Origin of the sequence: Sphingopyxis italica (genome assembly GCF_011926545.1) — a bacterium.
Lineage (GTDB): Bacteria > Pseudomonadota > Alphaproteobacteria > Sphingomonadales > Sphingomonadaceae > Sphingopyxis > Sphingopyxis italica.
The window spans coordinates 283,344-300,880 of sequence record NZ_JAATIT010000001.1; the positions used below are offsets into that span (position 1 = coordinate 283,344).

At 66.8% G+C, this 17,537-nt stretch carries 12 protein-coding genes and 2 tRNA genes; 9 read left to right on the forward strand and 5 right to left on the reverse strand.

Annotated features, from left to right (window positions below; all coding sequences use genetic code 11):
- Window positions 1–76: 76 nt before the first annotated feature.
- Window positions 77–874, reverse strand: coding sequence for an NUDIX hydrolase (locus tag GGR90_RS01210; protein WP_167918712.1), 798 nt, complete (start codon window positions 872–874; stop codon window positions 77–79).
- A gap of 123 nt (window positions 875–997) precedes the next feature.
- Here GGR90_RS01210 and GGR90_RS01215 point away from each other — a divergent pair, with 123 nt between their 5' ends.
- Both GGR90_RS01215 and GGR90_RS01220 read left to right on the forward strand, forming a co-directional pair.
- Complete coding sequence (locus GGR90_RS01215) at window positions 998–1,624, forward strand: DUF4126 domain-containing protein (protein WP_167918714.1); 627 nt, start codon at window positions 998–1,000, stop codon at window positions 1,622–1,624.
- Between the two features lie 101 nt (window positions 1,625–1,725).
- Complete coding sequence (locus tag GGR90_RS01220; protein WP_167918716.1) at window positions 1,726–4,494, forward strand: autotransporter family protein; 2,769 nt, start codon at window positions 1,726–1,728, stop codon at window positions 4,492–4,494.
- Window positions 4,495–4,497: 3 nt separating this feature from the next.
- Here GGR90_RS01220 and GGR90_RS01225 read toward each other — a convergent pair whose 3' ends face one another.
- The 3 genes from GGR90_RS01225 to GGR90_RS01235 all read right to left on the reverse strand — a co-directional run bounded on the left by GGR90_RS01225 (window position 4,498) and on the right by GGR90_RS01235 (window position 7,154).
- On the reverse strand, window positions 4,498–5,721 hold the full coding sequence (locus GGR90_RS01225; RefSeq protein WP_167918718.1) for an NAD(P)/FAD-dependent oxidoreductase: 1,224 nt from the start codon (window positions 5,719–5,721) through the stop codon (window positions 4,498–4,500).
- Window positions 5,722–5,820: 99 nt separating this feature from the next.
- Window positions 5,821–6,105 (reverse strand): hypothetical protein, encoded by a 285-nt coding sequence (locus GGR90_RS01230; protein WP_167918720.1) that lies wholly within the window; start codon window positions 6,103–6,105, stop codon window positions 5,821–5,823.
- Entirely contained in the window at window positions 6,102–7,154 is a 1,053-nt protein-coding gene (locus GGR90_RS01235; RefSeq protein ID WP_167918722.1) for a Leu/Phe/Val dehydrogenase, read from the reverse strand. The genes GGR90_RS01230 and GGR90_RS01235 overlap by 4 nt, the downstream gene beginning before the upstream one ends.
- A gap of 125 nt (window positions 7,155–7,279) precedes the next feature.
- Between GGR90_RS01235 and GGR90_RS01240 the strand changes: the two genes are divergently transcribed.
- Both GGR90_RS01240 and GGR90_RS01245 read left to right on the forward strand, forming a co-directional pair.
- Entirely contained in the window at window positions 7,280–7,750 is a 471-nt protein-coding gene (locus GGR90_RS01240) for an Lrp/AsnC family transcriptional regulator (protein ID WP_167918724.1), read from the forward strand.
- A 104-nt stretch (window positions 7,751–7,854) separates the two neighbouring features.
- Window positions 7,855–7,930: transfer RNA gene (locus GGR90_RS01245), tRNA-Thr, on the forward strand.
- Window positions 7,931–8,047: 117 nt separating this feature from the next.
- Here the strand turns inward: GGR90_RS01245 and GGR90_RS01250 are convergent.
- A tRNA-Leu gene (locus GGR90_RS01250) sits at window positions 8,048–8,134 on the reverse strand.
- A gap of 199 nt (window positions 8,135–8,333) precedes the next feature.
- On the opposite strand from GGR90_RS01250, the gene GGR90_RS01255 reads away from it, so the two are divergent.
- The 5 genes from GGR90_RS01255 to gltB all read left to right on the forward strand — a co-directional run bounded on the left by GGR90_RS01255 (window position 8,334) and on the right by gltB (window position 17,527).
- A complete protein-coding gene (locus GGR90_RS01255) occupies window positions 8,334–9,266 on the forward strand; it encodes a complex I NDUFA9 subunit family protein (RefSeq protein ID WP_167918726.1) in 933 nt (310 codons plus the stop codon).
- Window positions 9,267–9,271: 5 nt separating this feature from the next.
- The gene (locus GGR90_RS01260) at window positions 9,272–10,072 is read left to right on the forward strand and encodes an undecaprenyl-diphosphate phosphatase (protein ID WP_167918728.1); all 801 of its coding nucleotides are present in this window, start codon (window positions 9,272–9,274) and stop codon (window positions 10,070–10,072) included.
- A 159-nt stretch (window positions 10,073–10,231) separates the two neighbouring features.
- Entirely contained in the window at window positions 10,232–11,674 is a 1,443-nt protein-coding gene (locus tag GGR90_RS01265) for an NAD(P)-dependent oxidoreductase (protein WP_167918730.1), read from the forward strand.
- A gap of 22 nt (window positions 11,675–11,696) precedes the next feature.
- Window positions 11,697–12,908, forward strand: a complete 1,212-nt coding sequence (locus GGR90_RS01270; protein WP_245198335.1) for a DUF2059 domain-containing protein — start codon at window positions 11,697–11,699, stop codon at window positions 12,906–12,908.
- A gap of 62 nt (window positions 12,909–12,970) precedes the next feature.
- Complete coding sequence (gene gltB, locus GGR90_RS01275) at window positions 12,971–17,527, forward strand: glutamate synthase large subunit (protein WP_167918734.1); 4,557 nt, start codon at window positions 12,971–12,973, stop codon at window positions 17,525–17,527.
- Window positions 17,528–17,537: the final 10 nt, after the last annotated feature.

Below are 17,537 nucleotides of genomic sequence, written 5' to 3' on the forward strand. Positions count from 1 at the left end.
GCAACGACGTTTTGCCCTAGCCCGGCAAATGTTAGTAAATAATAAATAGGGAAAAACTTGCCGCATAGAATAGCGCTTATCCGCGTCGCACGCGGTCGAAGACTTCGCTCGTCACGGGATAGCCGAGGTGCGCCGGGATGCACAGATGGCTCTGCCCATCGCGATCTTCGATCCACGGCGTGACAAGCTCGACCGGAAATTGCCGCGAATGGGCAGAGAAATCCGTAAAATCAGCCGCTTGCGCGAGGCGTTCCAGATTGCGCCGGGTCGGAAAGATCACCGACAGCTCGCCGCGATCGGCCATCGCCAGCGTCGCCTCGGCGCTCGCCCAGAAGATATGGCTGTGCTCGGCCTCTTCGACTGTCAGTTCGTGGCTGTGCGGCGGGGCGGCGACCGCATAGAATCGCGTGTCGAACGTCCGGGCTTCCTTGAAGTTCGGGCACCAGCGCGCGAACGGAACGAAAGATTCGAGCGCGATTCGGTCGCCGCGCGCGGCCAATATGTCGGAAAGCAGCGTGCCGCCGAGCAACGCCCGCCGCACGTCCGCCACCTCCTCTTCCGCCAATCCCGGCCAACCGACCGCAAGCCCCGTTTCCTCCAGCGTCTCGCGCAGCGCGGCGACGCGCGCCGCGCCATCGGCTTCGTCGATCCCGAAGCCATAGAGGCGCGCGACGCGATAATCGTCGGGGTCGACGCGCCCCCCCGGGAACACGACGGCGCCCGCCGCGAAGACCATCTTCGCCGACCGTTTGACCATCAATATCTCGTCGGCGCCGCCGCTGTCCGACGGACGCATGATGACCAGCGTCGCAGCGGGAATGGCGCCGTCGGGCAACACTTCGGGCGGTGCGGTCGGCGAAGTTGCGTCGGTCATGGTCCGAGCGATAACCGGGCCGCGCCGCCCTGTCATCTCGGCATTTCACCCCGGCATTGCGGGCGCGCGCGGACGGGTGCAAGATGACGCGCGATCGCGCGATCCGGGACGGGGAGCAGGACATTGGGAATCGTCGAGATTTTGGGCGTCGCCGGCAGCCTCAGCCTCCTCGCCGGCTGGCGGCTCTACCTCACCATATTGGCGACCGGCGTCGCGATGCGTTTCGGCTGGCTGCCGCTCCCCGAACATCTCGCGGCGTTGCAGATCCTCGCCGACCCGTGGGTGCTGGGCGTCGCGGCGGTCGGCACGCTCGCCGAGTTCCTTGCCGACAAGATCGCCTGGGTCGATACGATCTGGGACACGGTTCACAGCATCGTCCGGCCCTTGGGCGGCGCCCTGCTCGCGCTCGCGCTCGTCGATTCCTCCGACCCCGCGTGGCAAGTCGTCGCCTTCCTGCTCGGCGGCGGCGGCGCGCTGCTCAGCCACGGAGCGAAGGCGACGACGCGCGCCGTCGTCAACGTCAGTCCCGAACCCTTCAGCAACGCCGCGGTATCGACCGGCGAGGATGTCGCGACCGGCGGGCTGCTCGCGCTCGCCATCGCCTATCCGCCGCTCGCGATCGTCATCGCGGTCCTGCTCGCGGTCGCCGCGGTCGTCGTGATCATCGCGCTGCGCCGCCTGCTCCGCAATATCAAGGCGACGCTGAAGCGTGCGCTGGGCGACGAGCCGCCGCCGCCAATCGATGCTTAACAGTTTGGTAATATTCGGTTAATAGACCTCGACGAACAGGGGGGCACACCGACCCGAAATGGGAGCGATGTCCTATGTCCCCGAAAAATGCCCTCGCGCCGATGCTTTTGTCCTCCGTCGCGATCGCCGCGCTGGGACAGGCTTCCCCCGCCCTCGCGCAATGCGTCTTCGCGCCCACCGCCGGTGACGACGCCTATATCTGCGATAGCGGCACCTCCCCGGGCGGCCTCGACGACCCGGACGGCAACAATCAGCTCACTCTCCCCGCCGGCGGGACCGGCACCGTCGCGGGCAACGTCAGCTTCGGCGACGGCGCCGACATCGTCGTTATCGATTCCGGCCGGATCGAGGGCGCGGTCGATCAGGGCAATGGCGACGACAGCTTCGCGATCAGCGCCGGGACCGTCACCGGACCGGTGCAGCAGGGCGAAGGTATCGACGATTTCGCCATGACAGGCGGCGAGCTGGACCGGCTGAACCAGGGCGGGTCGATGGACACATTCCTGATGACCGGCGGCCGCATCGTCGATGCCTTCGACGACGGCGACACCGCGCGGATGACCGGCGGCCGCATCGGGCGCGTCAATATGAAGCTCGCCGACAATCTCTTCGACATGTCGGGCGGCGTCATCGACCGCAACCTCGTCGCGGGGTTCGGCGACGACACCATCATCCTTTCGGACGGGACGATCGGCGGCAATATCAGCGTGTCGGGCGGCACCGACAGCGTGACGATCACCGGCGGGTCCGTGGGCGGCGACGTGCTGCTCAGCGCCGGCACCGACAGCTTCGTCTGGGACGGCGGCGGCGTCGTGCATGGCATGGTCGACATGGGCGGCGACGACGACAGCGCGCGGCTTGCCAATCTGACCAATGCGAACCTCGGCGGCTCGCCGCGGATCACCGGCGGGGCGGGCACCGACGCGCTGGTCTTCGACAATGTCACCACGGACGGCGTCGCGCGCTTCGATGGCTGGGAAAATATCCGGGCGACGAACGACAGCGAACTGACGTTCGACGGCCTGCTGACGCTCGGCGACGCCGGGACGGGCACCGGGCGCTTCGAACTCGATGCGTCGAGCACGATCTTTGGCGGCGGCCAGCAGGGCGGCATCGCGGCATTCGCCGCCGACCAGCGCGCGACGCTGGTCAATGCCGGACGGATCGACCTGACCAATGGCGGCAATATGCCGGGCGACAGTTTCACCGTGCGCGGCGACTATATCGGCAATGACGGGCTGCTGCTGATCGACACTGTTCTCGGCGACGACGCCTCGCTCTCCGACAAGCTCGTGATCGACGGCGGCAACGCGTCGGGCACGACCGGCGTCACCGTGCTCAACGCGGGCGGCACCGGCGCCGTCACGCGGCAGAACGGCATTCTCGTGATTGAAGCGATCAATGGCGCGACGACCGCGAGCGCCGCCTTTGCGCTCAATCATCGCGTCGCCGTCGGCGCCTATGAATATTTCCTGTTCCGCGGCGGCGCGACGACCGGCACCGACGAAAATTGGTATCTCCGCTCGACGCTGCCGCCACCGCCCGAGCCGACACCGGAGCCCGAAACCCCGCCGCCGCCCGCGCCCGCCCCCGCGCCGCCGGTGCTGACGCCGCCGGCGCCTGAACCCGCGCCCGTGCCGCTGCCTCCCGAACCTCCGGCACCGCCCCCCGCCCCGGCGCCCGAGCCGCCCCCGCCGCCGCCCGAACCGACGCCGGACAATCCCGATCCGGTCGATCCCGCGCCGCCGGTGACCGAGACCGACCCGCCCCCGCCGCCGACGCCCGCGCCCGAGCCGGCACCCGAACCCGAAGCGCCGCCGCCGCCGCCCGAACCGCCGGCCGAGCCTGCACCGCTCCCCTCGCCCGACCCCGAGGTCGTCGCCGAACCGCCGACCCCCGGTGCGACACCGGTGATTGCAGAGGTCGTGCCGCTCTATCGCCCCGAAGTCGCGGCCTTCGTCGCGTCGGTGCCGGTCGCGCATCATCTGGCGAGCGCAACGCTCGGAACCTTTCACGAACGGCGCGGCGAACAGGCACTGCTGCGCGGCGGCGGCGCGCTGCCCGCGACCTGGGGCCGCGTCTTCGCCGAGAATAGCGAGATCAAATGGGACGGCGACGTCGCCCCGTCGCTCGACGGCGACCTCTCGGGCTTTCAGATCGGCCAGGATTTTGCCGGTTTCGGCGACGAGGGCGGCACGAATATCCGCCTCGGCGCCTTTGTCGGGCGCTCGTCGACCGACGGCACCGTCCGCGGCGGCGCGCTCGGCTGGAACGACCTGATCGTCGGCCAGATCAACGTCAAGGCGACGAGCCTTGCCGGCTATGCGACGCTCGTCGGCGAGAACGGCTGGTATGTCGATGCCGTCGTCATGCACAGCTGGTTCGAGGGCGAAGCCGGCGCCAGTTCGGGCGAAGCGATCGACATCGACGGCAAGGGATGGACCGCCTCGCTCGAAGCGGGCTATCCGCTCGCGCTCTCGGCCAACTGGACGCTCGAGCCGCAGGCGCAGCTCTTGTGGCAGCAGGTGAAGCTCGACGACCGCGCCGACAGTTTTTCGACGATCGACTTCGCGACCGGCGATGTGCTGACCGGCCGCGCCGGGCTGCGCTTGCAGGGCGAATATGGCGGTTTTCAGCCCTATCTTCACGCCAGCCTGTGGCACGGTTTTTCGGGCGACCAGACGACGCGTTTCGGGACCGACCCGATCGGCACCGACCTCGGCCGCACCGAGGCGGAGGTCGGCGCCGGTCTGATCGCGCGGCTGGGGACAAGCGTCGCGGTGCATGTGAAGGGCGACTATGGGCTCGACGCCGACGGGCCGCGCAGCCGGCGCTATGGCGGCACGGTCGGGGTAACGATCAGTTGGTAACCCTCAGGCGGGCAGCAGCGCCTTCAGCGGCGTTTCGGTGTCGGCGAGCTGCTCCGCCGTCGCGCGAAGCCCCGCGGTGACGATCATGCGTCCCTGGACATAGTCCTTGGTCGCATTGACGCAGTCGATCGCGATCACGCTGCCCGCTTTGAGGTAAACGACCGAGAAGCTGCGGTTCGCCGGGTCGCCGCGCAGCACCGCCTGATCGTGCCCTGTCGAGAGGCCCGCGGTCTGGAGCTTGAGGTCGTACTGGTTCGACCAGAACCAGGGGATCGCATGATAGGGCGCCTCGTCGCCGACGATGCCCTTGGCGACGACATTCGCCTGATCATTGGCGTTCTGCACCGATTCGAGCCGGATCTCGGCGCCCTCGGCAAAGTCGTTCACATGCGAAGCGCAGTCGCCGATCGCATAGATGTCGGGCAGGCTCGTCTTGCAGAGCGGATCGACGCGCACCCCGTTGGCGCAATCGGCGCCGGCCGCGATCAGCGGCTCGACCGCCGGAACGATGCCGATGCCGACGATCACGAGATCGGCCTGAATGACCTCACCGTCCGACAAACGCACGCCGGTGACATGATCCTCGCCCTCGATCGCATCGACGCACACGCCGAGCCGCAGGTCGACGCCATGCTCGCGATGCTCCTTCTCGTAGAAGCGCGACAGGTCCGCACCCGCGACGCGCGCGAGGACGCGGTCGAGGGCTTCCAATAGCACGACCTTCTTGCCCGCCTTGGTGAGCACCGCCGCCGCCTCGAGCCCGATATAGCCGCCGCCGATAACGACGATCTGTTTCGCGGTTTCGGACGCAGCCTTCATCGCGTCGGCATCGGCGCGGGTGCGCACCCCCTGCACACCGGGGAGGTCGCCGCCGGGGATCGGCAACATGCGCGGATGTCCGCCGGTCGCCCAGACGAGCTTGCCGTAACCGACCGTCTCGCCGCTGTCGGTGGTGACCGTATGCGCGATCGGGTCCACCGATACGACGCGCTTGCCGAGCAGCATCGTCACTTCGCGCTCGCCCCAATATTTGGCGGGGCGCAGCTGGATGCGTTCGAATTCCTTCTCGCCCGCGAAATATTCCTTCGACAGCGGCGGGCGTTCGTAAGGCAGCTCGGGCTCTTCGCCGATGATCGCGATCGACCCCGAGAATTTTTGCGTGCGCAGCATCACCGCGACCTGCGCGCCGCCATGTCCCGCGCCCACAATCACCACGTCGAATTGCATCGCATTCGTCTCCCGCTGCTCGTCGGTGCGGCCCTTGCACGCGCGGCGGAGCGAGGCAAGCCGCGCCCGCCTCGCCGATGCGAAAGAAAAAGTTGACGCTCAACCTACCATAGTCAGCGCCGGTTTTAACCGATCGGTGACAACCGCCGGTTCGATTTCCTCAATTTCGGATCGCAGAACCGCAACCACCTCGCCAAGCTTCGCTGCGATGATCGCGGCCTGCCCCGCCGCCAGCCCGGCGACGGTCACCTCGATCGCCATATGCGTCGGCAGCACCCGCATCGCCATCGCGCTCGGCACGATCGCGCGCTGCGCGAAGAAATTGGCGACGCGCGGCAAGGATTGCGGGTCGAGGATCGCGTCGATCCGGAAGCGGTGCATCACGCCGCTTCGCGCTGCGCGCCGGCGATGACCTCCTCGGCCATTTCGTCGGCGACGGCGGCCGGCGATCGCCCTTCGCGCGCCGCACGCTCTAGCAGGTCGCCGACCCGCGGCGCGATCTGGCCAACGCGCAGTTCGACATCGCTTTCGTCCTCGCCCAGATATTCGGCCGACACGTTGATGATGCCGCCCGCGTTGACGACATAGTCGGGCGCATAGGCGATCCCGCGGTCGAGCAGCAGCGCCGCCACATCGGGCGTCGCGAGCTGGTTGTTCGCGGCGCCGCAGACGAGCTTCGCCTTCAGCGCCGCGACCGTCTCGCGGTCGAGCGCGCCGCCGAGCGCGCACGGCGCGAAGATGTCGGCATCGACCGACGCGATCTTCGCTACATCGACGATCTCGGCCCCATGCACCGCCGCAAGCCGGTCGCGGCGCACCGGGTTGACGTCGGCGATCACGAGCCGTGCGCCGGCTTCGGCGAGGCGGCGGCACAGGTCGGCGCCGACATTGCCGGTGCCCTGAACGGCGACAGTCAGCCCATCGAGCCCCCGGCCCAGCGCGAACTCGGCCGCGACCTGCATCGATTCGAAGACGCCCTTCGCGGTCCATGGCGACGGATCGCCGCCCGCGCGCCCTTGGGCCGACGGCAGACCCGCGACATGGCGCGAGACCGTAGCGACCTCCTGCATATCCTCGACCGACGTTCCGACGTCTTCGGCGGTCACGTAGAGGCCACCGAGCGCCTCGACAGCGCGGCCGAACGCGCGGAACAATGCGACACGGTCCCATTCGCCTTCGGGCCGCCGCAGCACCGCCTTCGCCCCGCCGAGCGGCAGGCCGGCGAGCGCATTCTTGTAACTCATGCCCTCGGCCAGCCGCACGGCATCGGCAAGCGCGTGGCTCGCATCGGGATAGGACCACAGCCGGCACCCCCCGGCGCCCGGCCCGAGCGCGGTCGAGTGAATCGCGATAAATCCGTCGAGCCCCGCTTCGAGATCGTAAAGCCGCACGCATTCGAGCGGCGGGGCCAGGCGGGCAAGACGGACGACCATGACATATACTCCTTGGATTGATGGGAGCTTGTCGCATTTTCCCGCCGGGCAAACTTGATCGATTACCGGCCGCGCAGGATGGTTTTCGGATTTTCCGATCGGCATTATTCGTGTATCGGGTCGAAATGACCGATCTGGACCCGTTCGAGATAAAAATTCTCCGCGAATTGCAGCGCGACGCGAATCAAACGACGGCCGAGGTCGCCGAGCGCGTCGGCCTGTCGGTCTCGCCCTGCTGGCGCCGCATCGACCGCCTCGAACGCGACGGCTTCATCAAGAAACGCGTCGCGATCATCGACCGGCGCAAGGTCGGGCTCAACGCGCATGTCTTCGCGCAGGTGAAGCTCAACGCGCATGGCCGCGCCAATCTCGACGAGTTCAGCGCGGCGATCCGCGGCTTTCCCGAAGTGCTCGACGCCTATGTGCTGATGGGCACGACCGATTTCATGCTGCGCATCGTCGCGCGCGACATCGACGCCTATGAAAGCTTCTTCTTCGACCAGCTGAGCAAATTGCCGGGGGTGCAGGAAATCAACTCGACGGTGGCGCTGTCCGAAATCAAGGCGACGACCGAACTGCCGCTCGGTCAGGATTGAACCCCGCTCGCGGCCCCATCCCGCAAACCCGAAAGCGACCGCCCGAATCTTGCGCGAAGGACGCTTGTTTTCATTCCAAGGCGCTGCTAGTGGCGCCCCTCGTTGCCGCTTTAGCTCAGTTGGTAGAGCACATCATTCGTAATGATGGGGTCACAGGTTCGAGTCCTGTAAGCGGCACCAGTCCCCGAAAATGTGAAGACGAACGCCGAGCGAAGCTCTGGCGAGCCGCCGTTCGCGCCATCGGCGGCGCCGGAGCAAATATTCGCCGAATTCTCGTGATTTTCCCCGAAGGGTGAATGGTGCCCAGAAGAGGACTCGAACCTCCACGACCTTGCGATCGCCAGCACCTGAAGCTGGTGCGTCTACCAATTCCGCCATCTGGGCACGGGGTAGGAGCGGGCGCTTAGCGGCGCGGCCATCGGCTTGTCAACCGCGTCGCGGTGGCCAAGGCGCATTTTATCGCAAAGCCGCGGGTTTTGCGTCCTATCGCCGCCTCGCCCCTTGCTCCCCTTCCCGCTTCGCGGCATGGGGAAGGCCGTCGGCGCGCCCTGCGCCATTCAGAGAATCGATACAGGCGGACCCCATGCAGAAACTCGACGGGCAATTGATCACGGTGCTGGGCGGCGGGGGCTTTCTCGGCCGCTATGTCGTGCAGCGGCTGCTCGCGCGCGGCGCTCGCGTCCGCATCGCCCAGCGCGAGCCGCGCGCCGCGACCTTTCTGAAGCCCTTGGGCGGCCTCGGCCAGACGCAGTTCGTCGCGGCCGACGTCCGCGACGCGGCGAGCGTCGCGCGCGCCGTGCAGGGCAGCGATGCGGTGATCAACCTCGCCGGCGCCTTCGCCGATATGCAGGCGGTGCAGGCCGACGGCGCGGGCCATGTCGCGGCGGCGGCGAAGGCGGCGGGCGCCCGCGCGCTCGTCCATGTCTCGGCAATCGGCGCCGATCCCGAATGCGCCTCGGCCTATGGCCGCAGCAAGGGCGATGGCGAGGCGGCGGTGCGCGCGGCCTTTGCCGATGCCGCGATCCTCCGTCCGTCGATCCTGTTCGGCCGCGAGGATCATTTCATCAACCGCTTCGCCACGATGATGCGCCTGTCGCCGGTCGTTCCGGTGATCGCGCCGGGTGCGAAGTTCCAGCCCGTCTATGTCGGCGACGTCGCCGATGCCGTCGTCGCGGCGCTCGGCAGCGCCGCCGCGGGCCGGACATTCGAGCTTGGCGGGCCGCAGGTGCTGACGATGGGCGAATTGCTCCGCTGGATCGCCGATGCGACCGGCCGCTCGCCCTTGTTCGTCGATGTTCCCGACGTCGCCGCCTCGGCGCTCGCGACCGGCTTTGGCTGGGCCCCCGGCGCGCCGATCACCAAGGATCAATGGCTGATGCTCCAGCACGACAATGTCGTCGCGGACGGCGTGGCGGGGCTCGCCGAGCTCGGCATCACGCCGGCCTCGCTCGCGTCGGTCGCCGAGGGCTGGCTCGTCCAATATCGCCGCCACGGCCGCTTCGCGCAGACCGCCTGACATATATGGGCATCTGGCTGACCGCGATCATCCTCGGCATCGTCGAGGGCTTGACCGAATTCCTGCCCGTTTCCTCGACGGGGCACCTGATTCTTGCGACGGAACTTCTCGGCTATGACGCCGCGCGCTGGGCGATCTTCAACATCGCGATCCAGCCGGGGGCGATCCTCGCGATCGTCGTGCTGTACCGGAAGCTGTTCTGGGAGATGTTCACCGGCTTCTTCCGCCGCGATCCCGTCGCGATCGCCTTTGTGCGCAACTTGCTGCTCGCCTTCTTCCCGGCGGTCGTCCTCGGGCTCGCCTTCGGCGACTATATCGAGTTGATGCTCGAAAATGCCGTCATCGTCGCCTGGGCGCTGGTCATCGGCGGCTTTGCGATCCTGCTCGTCGAGCGGTTCGCGAAGACCCGCGACGTTGGCGGGGTCGCGAATGTGTCGGCGCGCCAGTCGATCCTCGTCGGGCTCGTCCAGTGCATCGCGATGATCCCGGGGGTCAGCCGCTCGGGCGCGACGATCCTCGGCGCGATGTCGTTCGGCGTCGATCGCAAGACCGCCGCCGAATTCAGCTTCTTCCTCGCGCTTCCGACGCTGACCGGCGCGACCGTGCTCCAGCTGTTCAAGCATCGCGACGCGATCACCACGAACGATCTCGGCCTGATCGCGGTCGGCTCGCTCGTGTCTTTCGTGGTCGCCTGGGCGGTGATCAAGGCCTTCCTCGCCGTCGTCACGCGCTATGGCTTCGCGCCTTTCGCCTGGTATCGAATCATTGTCGGCGTCGCCGCGCTGATCTGGCTTGGCACGAGATAGGTCCGAATCAATACTAAATTGCGTAAGATAGTTGCGCACGCTCCCGCAAGGGGAGTTTGCGCATTCATTTTAGGTTAGCATTACTGTCCTAACTGGCAATTGGCCCGTGACAGGGCTTTTCGGGCCATGCAATTCCGCCTTCAACGAAGGGGATACTGCATGGCTTCCGAACGCATGCTCCAGTTTGTGGGGCGTGAACAATCCTATCCGGACAAGCGCTCCGCTAACGAACGCGCGCGCGACTTTCGCGAGATCGCCGAGCGTTACGCGGCGCCCGACGCCGACGAACAGGCGGCGCGCTGTTCGCAGTGCGGCGTGCCTTATTGCTCGGTGCATTGCCCGCTCCACAATCATATCCCCGACTGGCTGCGCCTGACCGCCGAGGGCCGGCTGCGCGAGGCCTATGAGCTTTCGAACGCGACCTCGACGATGCCCGAGATCTGCGGCCGCATCTGCCCGCAGGATCGCCTGTGCGAAGGCAATTGCGTCATCGAATTTTCGGGCCATGGCGCGGTGACGATCGGTAGCGTCGAGAAATATATCACCGACACCGCTTGGGCCGAGGGCTGGGTCGAACCGCTGCATCCCGGTCGTCCGACCGGCCAGTCGGTCGGTGTGATCGGCGCGGGTCCGGCGGGCCTGACCGCGGCCGAATATCTGCGCGCGCAGGGGCATGAGGTCCATGTCTATGACCGCCACGACCGGGCGGGCGGGCTCCTCACCTATGGCATCCCGGGCTTCAAGCTCGAGAAGGAAGTCGTGATGCGCCGCATCGACCGGCTCGTCGAGGGTGGCATCCACTTCCATCTGGGCTTCGCGGTCGGCGAGGATGCGACGCTCGACGCGCTCCGGCAAAAGCATGACGCGATCCTGATCGCCACCGGCGTCTATAAGGCGCGCGAGATCAACGTCCCCGGCAATGCGGCCGAAGGCGTGATCGCCGCGCTCGACTATCTGATCGCATCGAACCGCAAGAGCTTTGGCGACGCGGTTCCGGCGTTCGACGACGGCCGCCTCGATGCCAAGGGCAAACATGTCGTCGTCATCGGCGGCGGCGACACCGCGATGGACTGCGTCCGCACCGCCGTCCGTCAGGGCGCCAAGTCGGTGAAGTGCCTCTATCGCCGCGACCGCGAGAATATGCCGGGATCGCAGCGCGAGGTCGCCAATGCCGAGGAGGAAGGCGTCGAGTTCGTCTGGCTCTCGGCGCCCGAAAGCTTCACCGCCGACAAGCATGTGAAGCAAGTCGCGGTCGCGGGCATGCGCCTCGGCGCCCCCGACGCGAGCGGCCGCCGCAGCCCCGAGGCCGACCCGGGCCGCAAGTTCGATGTGCCCGCCGACATGGTGATCAAGGCGCTGGGCTTCGATCCCGAGGAACTGCCGCACCTGTTCGGCTCGCCCGACCTGTCGGTCACGCGCTGGGGCACTTTGCGCGTCGATCACCAGACGATGATGACCAGCCTGCCGGGTGTCTTTGCGGCGGGCGACATCGTGCGCGGCGCGAGCCTGGTCGTCTGGGGCATCCGCGACGGCCGCGATGTCAGCGAGCAGATGGCAAAGTGGTTGAAGGCGAAGGCGAAAAGCGAAAAGAAGGCGGCATGACCAACAGGGGAAGGAATATATGATGCCGTCGTTCAAATCGATCCTGCTTGCCGGAGCGGTGGCGATGCTGCCGCTCGGCGCGCCCGCCCATGCCGCGCCGGAGGAAGCGCCGGTTGCCGAAGTCGTTGCCGCACCGGAAACCGAGACCGCCGAACCGTACGACAGCACCGCCTCTGCCGAAGCGCAGAAGGCCAAGATGCAGCGTGAAATGGACGAGGCGATCGCGCTCATTGAAAAGATGTTCGACACGAGCGACCTCCCGCCGATCGACCCGGCGCGCCTGGCGCTGGCGCAGCAGACGACCGCCGCGCTGATCCCGGCCGGCAGCATCGAGAAGATGGTCGACAATCTCTACGGCAAGATGTTCAAGACGTTCATGGGCGAGTTCGGCGGCCAGTCGGACCTGCTGCTCTCGATCAAGACCGGGGTCGAAACTGAACAGATCGCCGCGCTCGACGAGGTGACCAAGGGCCAGGTCGCCGACATGTTCGACCCGCATCGCAAGGAACGCGACGAACAGATCACGCGCGTCATCAAGCCGCTGATCAGCGAGGCGCTGGGCGACATGGAGCCGCCGATGCGCGACGGGCTCGCGAAAGCCTATGCGCGCAAGTTCACCGGCGCGCAGCTTACCGACCTCAACCGCTTCCTCGCGACGCCAACGGGCAATCTTTACGCCAGCGAATGGATGGCGCTGCAGGCCGACCCCGAAGTGATGGTCGCGGTGATCAAGGCGGTGCCGCCGCTGGTCACCAAATTCATCGACCGCGCGCCCGCGATCGAGAAGGATTTGAAGGAGCTGCCCAAGGAAAAGCAGCTTTCGGACTTCGACGACAAGGAACTCGGCAAGCTCGCCAAGCTGATGAAGGTCGATGTGAGCGTGCTGAAGGAACAGCGCGACATGTGGAACAGCGACGTGGTCGAAGAGACCGAGGCCGCCGATGCGATCGACGCCGCGACCGATGCCGCCACTGCGGAAGCGGCCGCCGATGCGGCAGAGGCGGCCGCGGATGCCGCCGCCGCGGTCGAGGTATCAGACGAGGCAATGGAAGCGGGAGAAGCCGCCGTTGCAGCAGCGGCGGAAGAAGCGACGGTCCAAGATCGCGAAAACTGGTCGGAGACCGATCGCCAACGGGTCGAGGCGCTTGAAGAGGCCGCCCGCAACGCTTGGTCGGCCGCCGATGACGCGCGGGAGCAGGCGAAAGCCAACGCCCGCAAAAAACGACCCGATTGATGATTCCGTCATCCCGGCGAAGGCCGGGATGACGAGTTGGAAAACAGACCATCAGGACGAAGATGATGACCCATTACCCCACCCCCGATCACGCGCGGCTCGAAGCCGAAGGCATGTATCGCCCCGACATGGAATCCGATGCCTGCGGCGTCGGCATGGTCGCGGCGACCGACGGCAAGCCGTCGCGCCGCGTCGTCGAGGCGGCGATCGAGGCCTTGCGTGCCGTGTGGCACCGCGGCGCGGTCGACGCCGACGGCAAGACCGGGGACGGAGCGGGCATCCATGTCGACCTGCCGGTGCGTTTCTTCGACGATGCGATCGCGGCGTCGGGCCACAAGGTGCGCCCGAACCGCCTCGCCGTCGGCATGATCTTCCTCCCGCGCACCGACCTCGATGCGCAGGAACATTGCCGCACGATCGTCGAGTCCGAGATCATCGACGCCGGCTTCACCATCTATGGCTGGCGCCAGGTGCCCGTCGATGTGTCGGTGATCGGCGACAAGGCGCAGCGCACGCGCCCCGAGATCGAGCAGATCATGATCGCGGGGCCGCCCATGCCGCAAAGCGGCAAAGACTTTGGGCCCGACGAAGCGTCGATCGACGAGTTCGAAAAGCAGCTCTACCTCGTCCGCCGCCGCATCGAGAAAAAGGTGATCGCGGCGCAGATCGCCGATTTTTACGTCTGCAGCCTGTCGGCGCGCTCGATCATCTACAAGGGCCTGTTCCTCGCCGAAAGCCTCGCGGACTTCTTCCCCGACCTTACGAACAAGCTGTTCGAAAGCCGCGTCGCGATCTTTCACCAGCGTTATTCGACCAACACTTTCCCGCAATGGTGGTTGGCGCAGCCCTTCCGCTGCCTCGCGCATAATGGCGAAATCAACACGATCCGCGGCAACAAGAACTGGATGAAGAGCCACGAGATCAAGATGGCGAGCCTCGCGTTCGGCGAGCATAGCGAGGACATCAAGCCGGTGATCCCCGCGGGCGCGTCGGACACCGCCGCGCTCGACGCGGTGTTCGAAGCGCTGTGCCGCGCCGGCCGCGACGCGCCGACCGCGAAGCTGATCCTCGTCCCCGAAGCATGGGGCAGCGAGAGCGACGTCCCCGACAACCACCGGGCGCTCTACTCCTATCTCGCGAGCGTGATGGAGCCGTGGGACGGCCCCGCCGCGCTCGCGATGACCGACGGCCGCTGGGCGGTCGCGGGGATGGACCGCAACGCGCTGCGCCCGCTGCGCTATACGCTGACCGCCGACAATCTGCTCGTCGTCGGCTCCGAAAGCGGCATGGTGCTTCTGCCCGAGGCGAGTGTGCGCAAGAAGGGCCGCCTCGGCCCGGGTCAGATGATCGCGGTCGATCTCGACGAAGGCACGCTCTATGAAGACCTCGCGATCAAGGACAAGATCGCCGACGCACAGGATTATCCCTCGCGCGTCAAGGGCTTCCGCACGATGGCCGACCTGCCCAAGGGCGGCAAGTCGAGCCTGCCTGGGTGGGATCGTCAGGAACTGCTGCGCCGCCAGGTCGCCGCAGGGCTGACCATGGAGGATATGGAGCTGATCCTCAGCCCGATGGTCGAGGATGCCAAGGAAGCGATCGGGTCGATGGGCGACGACACGCCGCTCGCCGTCATCTCCGACAAGCCGCGCCACGTCGCGCAATTCTTCCGCCAGAATTTCAGCCAGGTCACCAATCCGCCGATCGACAGCTTGCGCGAACGGCATGTGATGAGCCTGAAGACGCGCTTCGCCAACCTCGCGAACATCCTCGATGAAAAGGGCCAGAGCGACCACGTCCTCGCGATCGACAGTCCGGTGCTCGTCGGCGACGACTGGGATCGCCTCCGCGCCTATTTCGGCGATGCGGTCGCCGACATCGATTGCACCTTTGCCGTCGGCGGCGATGCCTCGACGCTGCGCGATGCGATCGCGCGCGTCCGCCGCGAGGCCGAGGATGCGGTGCGCGCGGGCCGCTCCGAACTCTTCCTCTCGGACCAGACTATCGGCGAAAACCGCGTCGGCATGGCGATGGTGCTCGCCGCCGCCGCGGTCCACACCCACCTCGTCCGCAAGGGCCTGCGCAGCTACGCCTCGATCAACGTCCGCTCGGCCGAGGTGCTCGACACGCACGCCTTCGCGGTGCTCGTCGGCGTCGGCGCGACGACGGTCCACGCCTATCTGGCCGAAGCGGCGATCGCCGATCGCCAGTCGCGCGGCCTGTTCGGCGAGCTGAGCCTCGACGACTGCCGCCTGCGTTTCCGCAAAGCGATCGACGACGGTCTTTTGAAGATCCTCGCCAAGATGGGGATCGCGGTGATCTCCTCCTATCGCGGCGGTTACAATTTCGAGGCGGTGGGCCTGTCGCGCGCGCTCGTCAACGACCTCTTCCCGGGGATGCCGGCGAAGATTTCGGGCGAGGGCTATCAGTCGCTGTTCATCAACGCGACCGAGAAGCACGAGGCGGCCTTCGACGGGCGCGTCACCACCCTGCCGATCGGCGGTTTCTATCGCCAGCGCGCGGGGGGCGAGGCGCACGCCTATTCGGCGCAGCTGATGCACCTGCTCCAGACCGCGGTCGCGACCGACAGCTATTCGACCTATCTGCAATTCGCGCGCGGGGTCGCCGACCTGCCGCCGATTTACCTCCGCGACCTGATGGAGTTCAACTATCCCGCCCAAGGCGTTGCGCTCGACAGCGTCGAGGCGATCACCGAAATCCGCAAGCGTTTCGTCACCCCGGGCATGTCGCTCGGCGCGCTTTCGCCGGAAGCGCATGAGACGCTGGCGATCGCGATGAACCGCATCGGCGCCAAGGCGGTGTCGGGCGAAGGCGGCGAAGCGAGCGAACGCTATCGCCCCTATGCCAATGGCGACAATGCCAACAGCAACATCAAGCAGATCGCATCGGGCCGCTTTGGCGTCACCGCCGAATATCTCGGCGCGTGCGACGAGATCGAGATCAAGGTCGCACAGGGCGCCAAGCCCGGCGAGGGGGGCCAGCTTCCGGGCTTCAAGGTCACCGAGTTCATCGCCCGCCTGCGCCATGCGACGCCCGGCGTGACGCTGATTTCGCCGCCGCCGCACCACGACATCTATTCGATCGAGGATCTCGCGCAGCTCATCTATGACCTGAAGCAGATCAACCCGAAAGCGCGCGTCTGCGTCAAGCTCGTGAGCTCGGCGGGCATCGGCACGGTTGCTGCCGGCGTCGCGAAGGCGCACGCCGACGTCATCCTTGTCGCCGGCAACACCGGCGGCACCGGCGCCTCGCCGCAAACCAGCGTCAAATATGCCGGCACGCCGTGGGAAATGGGCCTCTCCGAAGTCAATCAGGTGCTGACGCTCAATGGCCTGCGCCATCGCATCCGCCTCCGCACCGACGGCGGACTCAAGACCGGGCGCGACATCGTGATCGCCGCGATCCTCGGAGCCGAGGAGTTCGGTATCGGGACTTTGAGCCTCGTCGCGATGGGCTGCATCATGGTGCGCCAGTGCCATTCGAACACCTGCCCCGTCGGCGTCTGCACGCAGGACGAAAAGCTGCGCCAGAAGTTCACCGGATCGCCCGAGAAGGTGATCAACCTGATGACCTTCATCGCCGAGGAAGTGCGCGAAATCCTCGCGAAACTGGGCGTAACGAGCCTCGACGAGGTGATCGGCCGCACCGAATTGCTGCGTCAGGTCAGCCGCGGCGCCGAGCATCTCGACGACCTCGACCTCAACCCGATCCTCGCCAAAGTCGATGCGCCCGACGATCAGCGCCGCTCGCAGGGGCCGAACTTCCGCAACCCGGTGCCCGACAGCCTCGACGCGCAAATCCTCAGCGACGCCAAGCCGCTGTTCGAGCGCGGCGAGCGGATGCAGCTCACCTATAATGTCCGCAACACGCACCGCGCCGTCGGCACGCGCCTGTCGGCGGAAGTCACGGCACGCTTCGGAATGAAGGGCCTCGCCGACGACCATGTGCAGGTGCGGCTGCGCGGCACCGCGGGCCAGTCCTTGGGCGCCTTTCTTTGCCAGGGCATCACGCTCGAAGTGTTCGGCGATGCGAACGACTATGTCGGCAAGGGCCTGTCGGGCGGCCGCATCGTCGTGCGCCCGACCGTGTCGAGCCCGCTCGTCAGCCAGCACAACAGCATCGTCGGCAACACCGTCCTCTATGGCGCGACCGCGGGCACCCTGCTCGCTGCGGGTCAGGCGGGCGAGCGTTTCGCGGTCCGCAACTCGGGCGCGAAGGTCGTCGTCGAGGGTTGCGGCGCCAATGGCTGCGAATATATGACCGGCGGCACCGCGGTGATCCTCGGCCCCGTGGGTTCGAACTTCGGCGCGGGCATGACCGGCGGCATGGCGTTCATCCTCGACACCGACGAGCAGTTCGAACGCCGCGCGAATGGCGAATCGATCGTCTGGCAGCGGCTCGCGAGCAGCCATTGGGAGGCGGTGCTCAAGGAGCTCGTCGAAGACCACGCCAAGGCGACGGGCAGCAAATGGTCGGCCGAAGTGCTCGCCGACTGGGACCGCTGGCGGACGCGTTTCTGGCAGGTGTGCCCGAAGGAAATGCTGAGCCGCCTGACGCACTCGTTGAACGAGGAAGAGGTCGAGGTGGTTGCGGCGGAGTGAACCGTCGCGG

Excerpts from the sequence above, each read along its gene's own strand:
- GGR90_RS01210 (WP_167918712.1), bottom strand. The coding sequence starts at position 874 with ATGACCGACGCAACTTCGCCGACCGCACCGCCCGAAGTGTTGCCCGAC.
- GGR90_RS01220 (WP_167918716.1), top strand. The coding sequence starts at position 1,726 with ATGCTTTTGTCCTCCGTCGCGATCGCCGCGCTGGGACAGGCTTCCCCC.
- GGR90_RS01225 (WP_167918718.1), bottom strand. The coding sequence starts at position 5,721 with ATGCAATTCGACGTGGTGATTGTGGGCGCGGGACATGGCGGCGCGCAG.
- GGR90_RS01235 (WP_167918722.1), bottom strand. The coding sequence starts at position 7,154 with ATGGTCGTCCGTCTTGCCCGCCTGGCCCCGCCGCTCGAATGCGTGCGG.
- GGR90_RS01240 (WP_167918724.1), top strand. The coding sequence starts at position 7,280 with ATGACCGATCTGGACCCGTTCGAGATAAAAATTCTCCGCGAATTGCAG.
- GGR90_RS01255 (WP_167918726.1), top strand. The coding sequence starts at position 8,334 with ATGCAGAAACTCGACGGGCAATTGATCACGGTGCTGGGCGGCGGGGGC.
- GGR90_RS01260 (WP_167918728.1), top strand. The coding sequence starts at position 9,272 with ATGGGCATCTGGCTGACCGCGATCATCCTCGGCATCGTCGAGGGCTTG.
- GGR90_RS01265 (WP_167918730.1), top strand. The coding sequence starts at position 10,232 with ATGGCTTCCGAACGCATGCTCCAGTTTGTGGGGCGTGAACAATCCTAT.
- GGR90_RS01270 (WP_245198335.1), top strand. The coding sequence starts at position 11,697 with ATGCCGTCGTTCAAATCGATCCTGCTTGCCGGAGCGGTGGCGATGCTG.
- gltB (WP_167918734.1), top strand. The coding sequence starts at position 12,971 with ATGATGACCCATTACCCCACCCCCGATCACGCGCGGCTCGAAGCCGAA.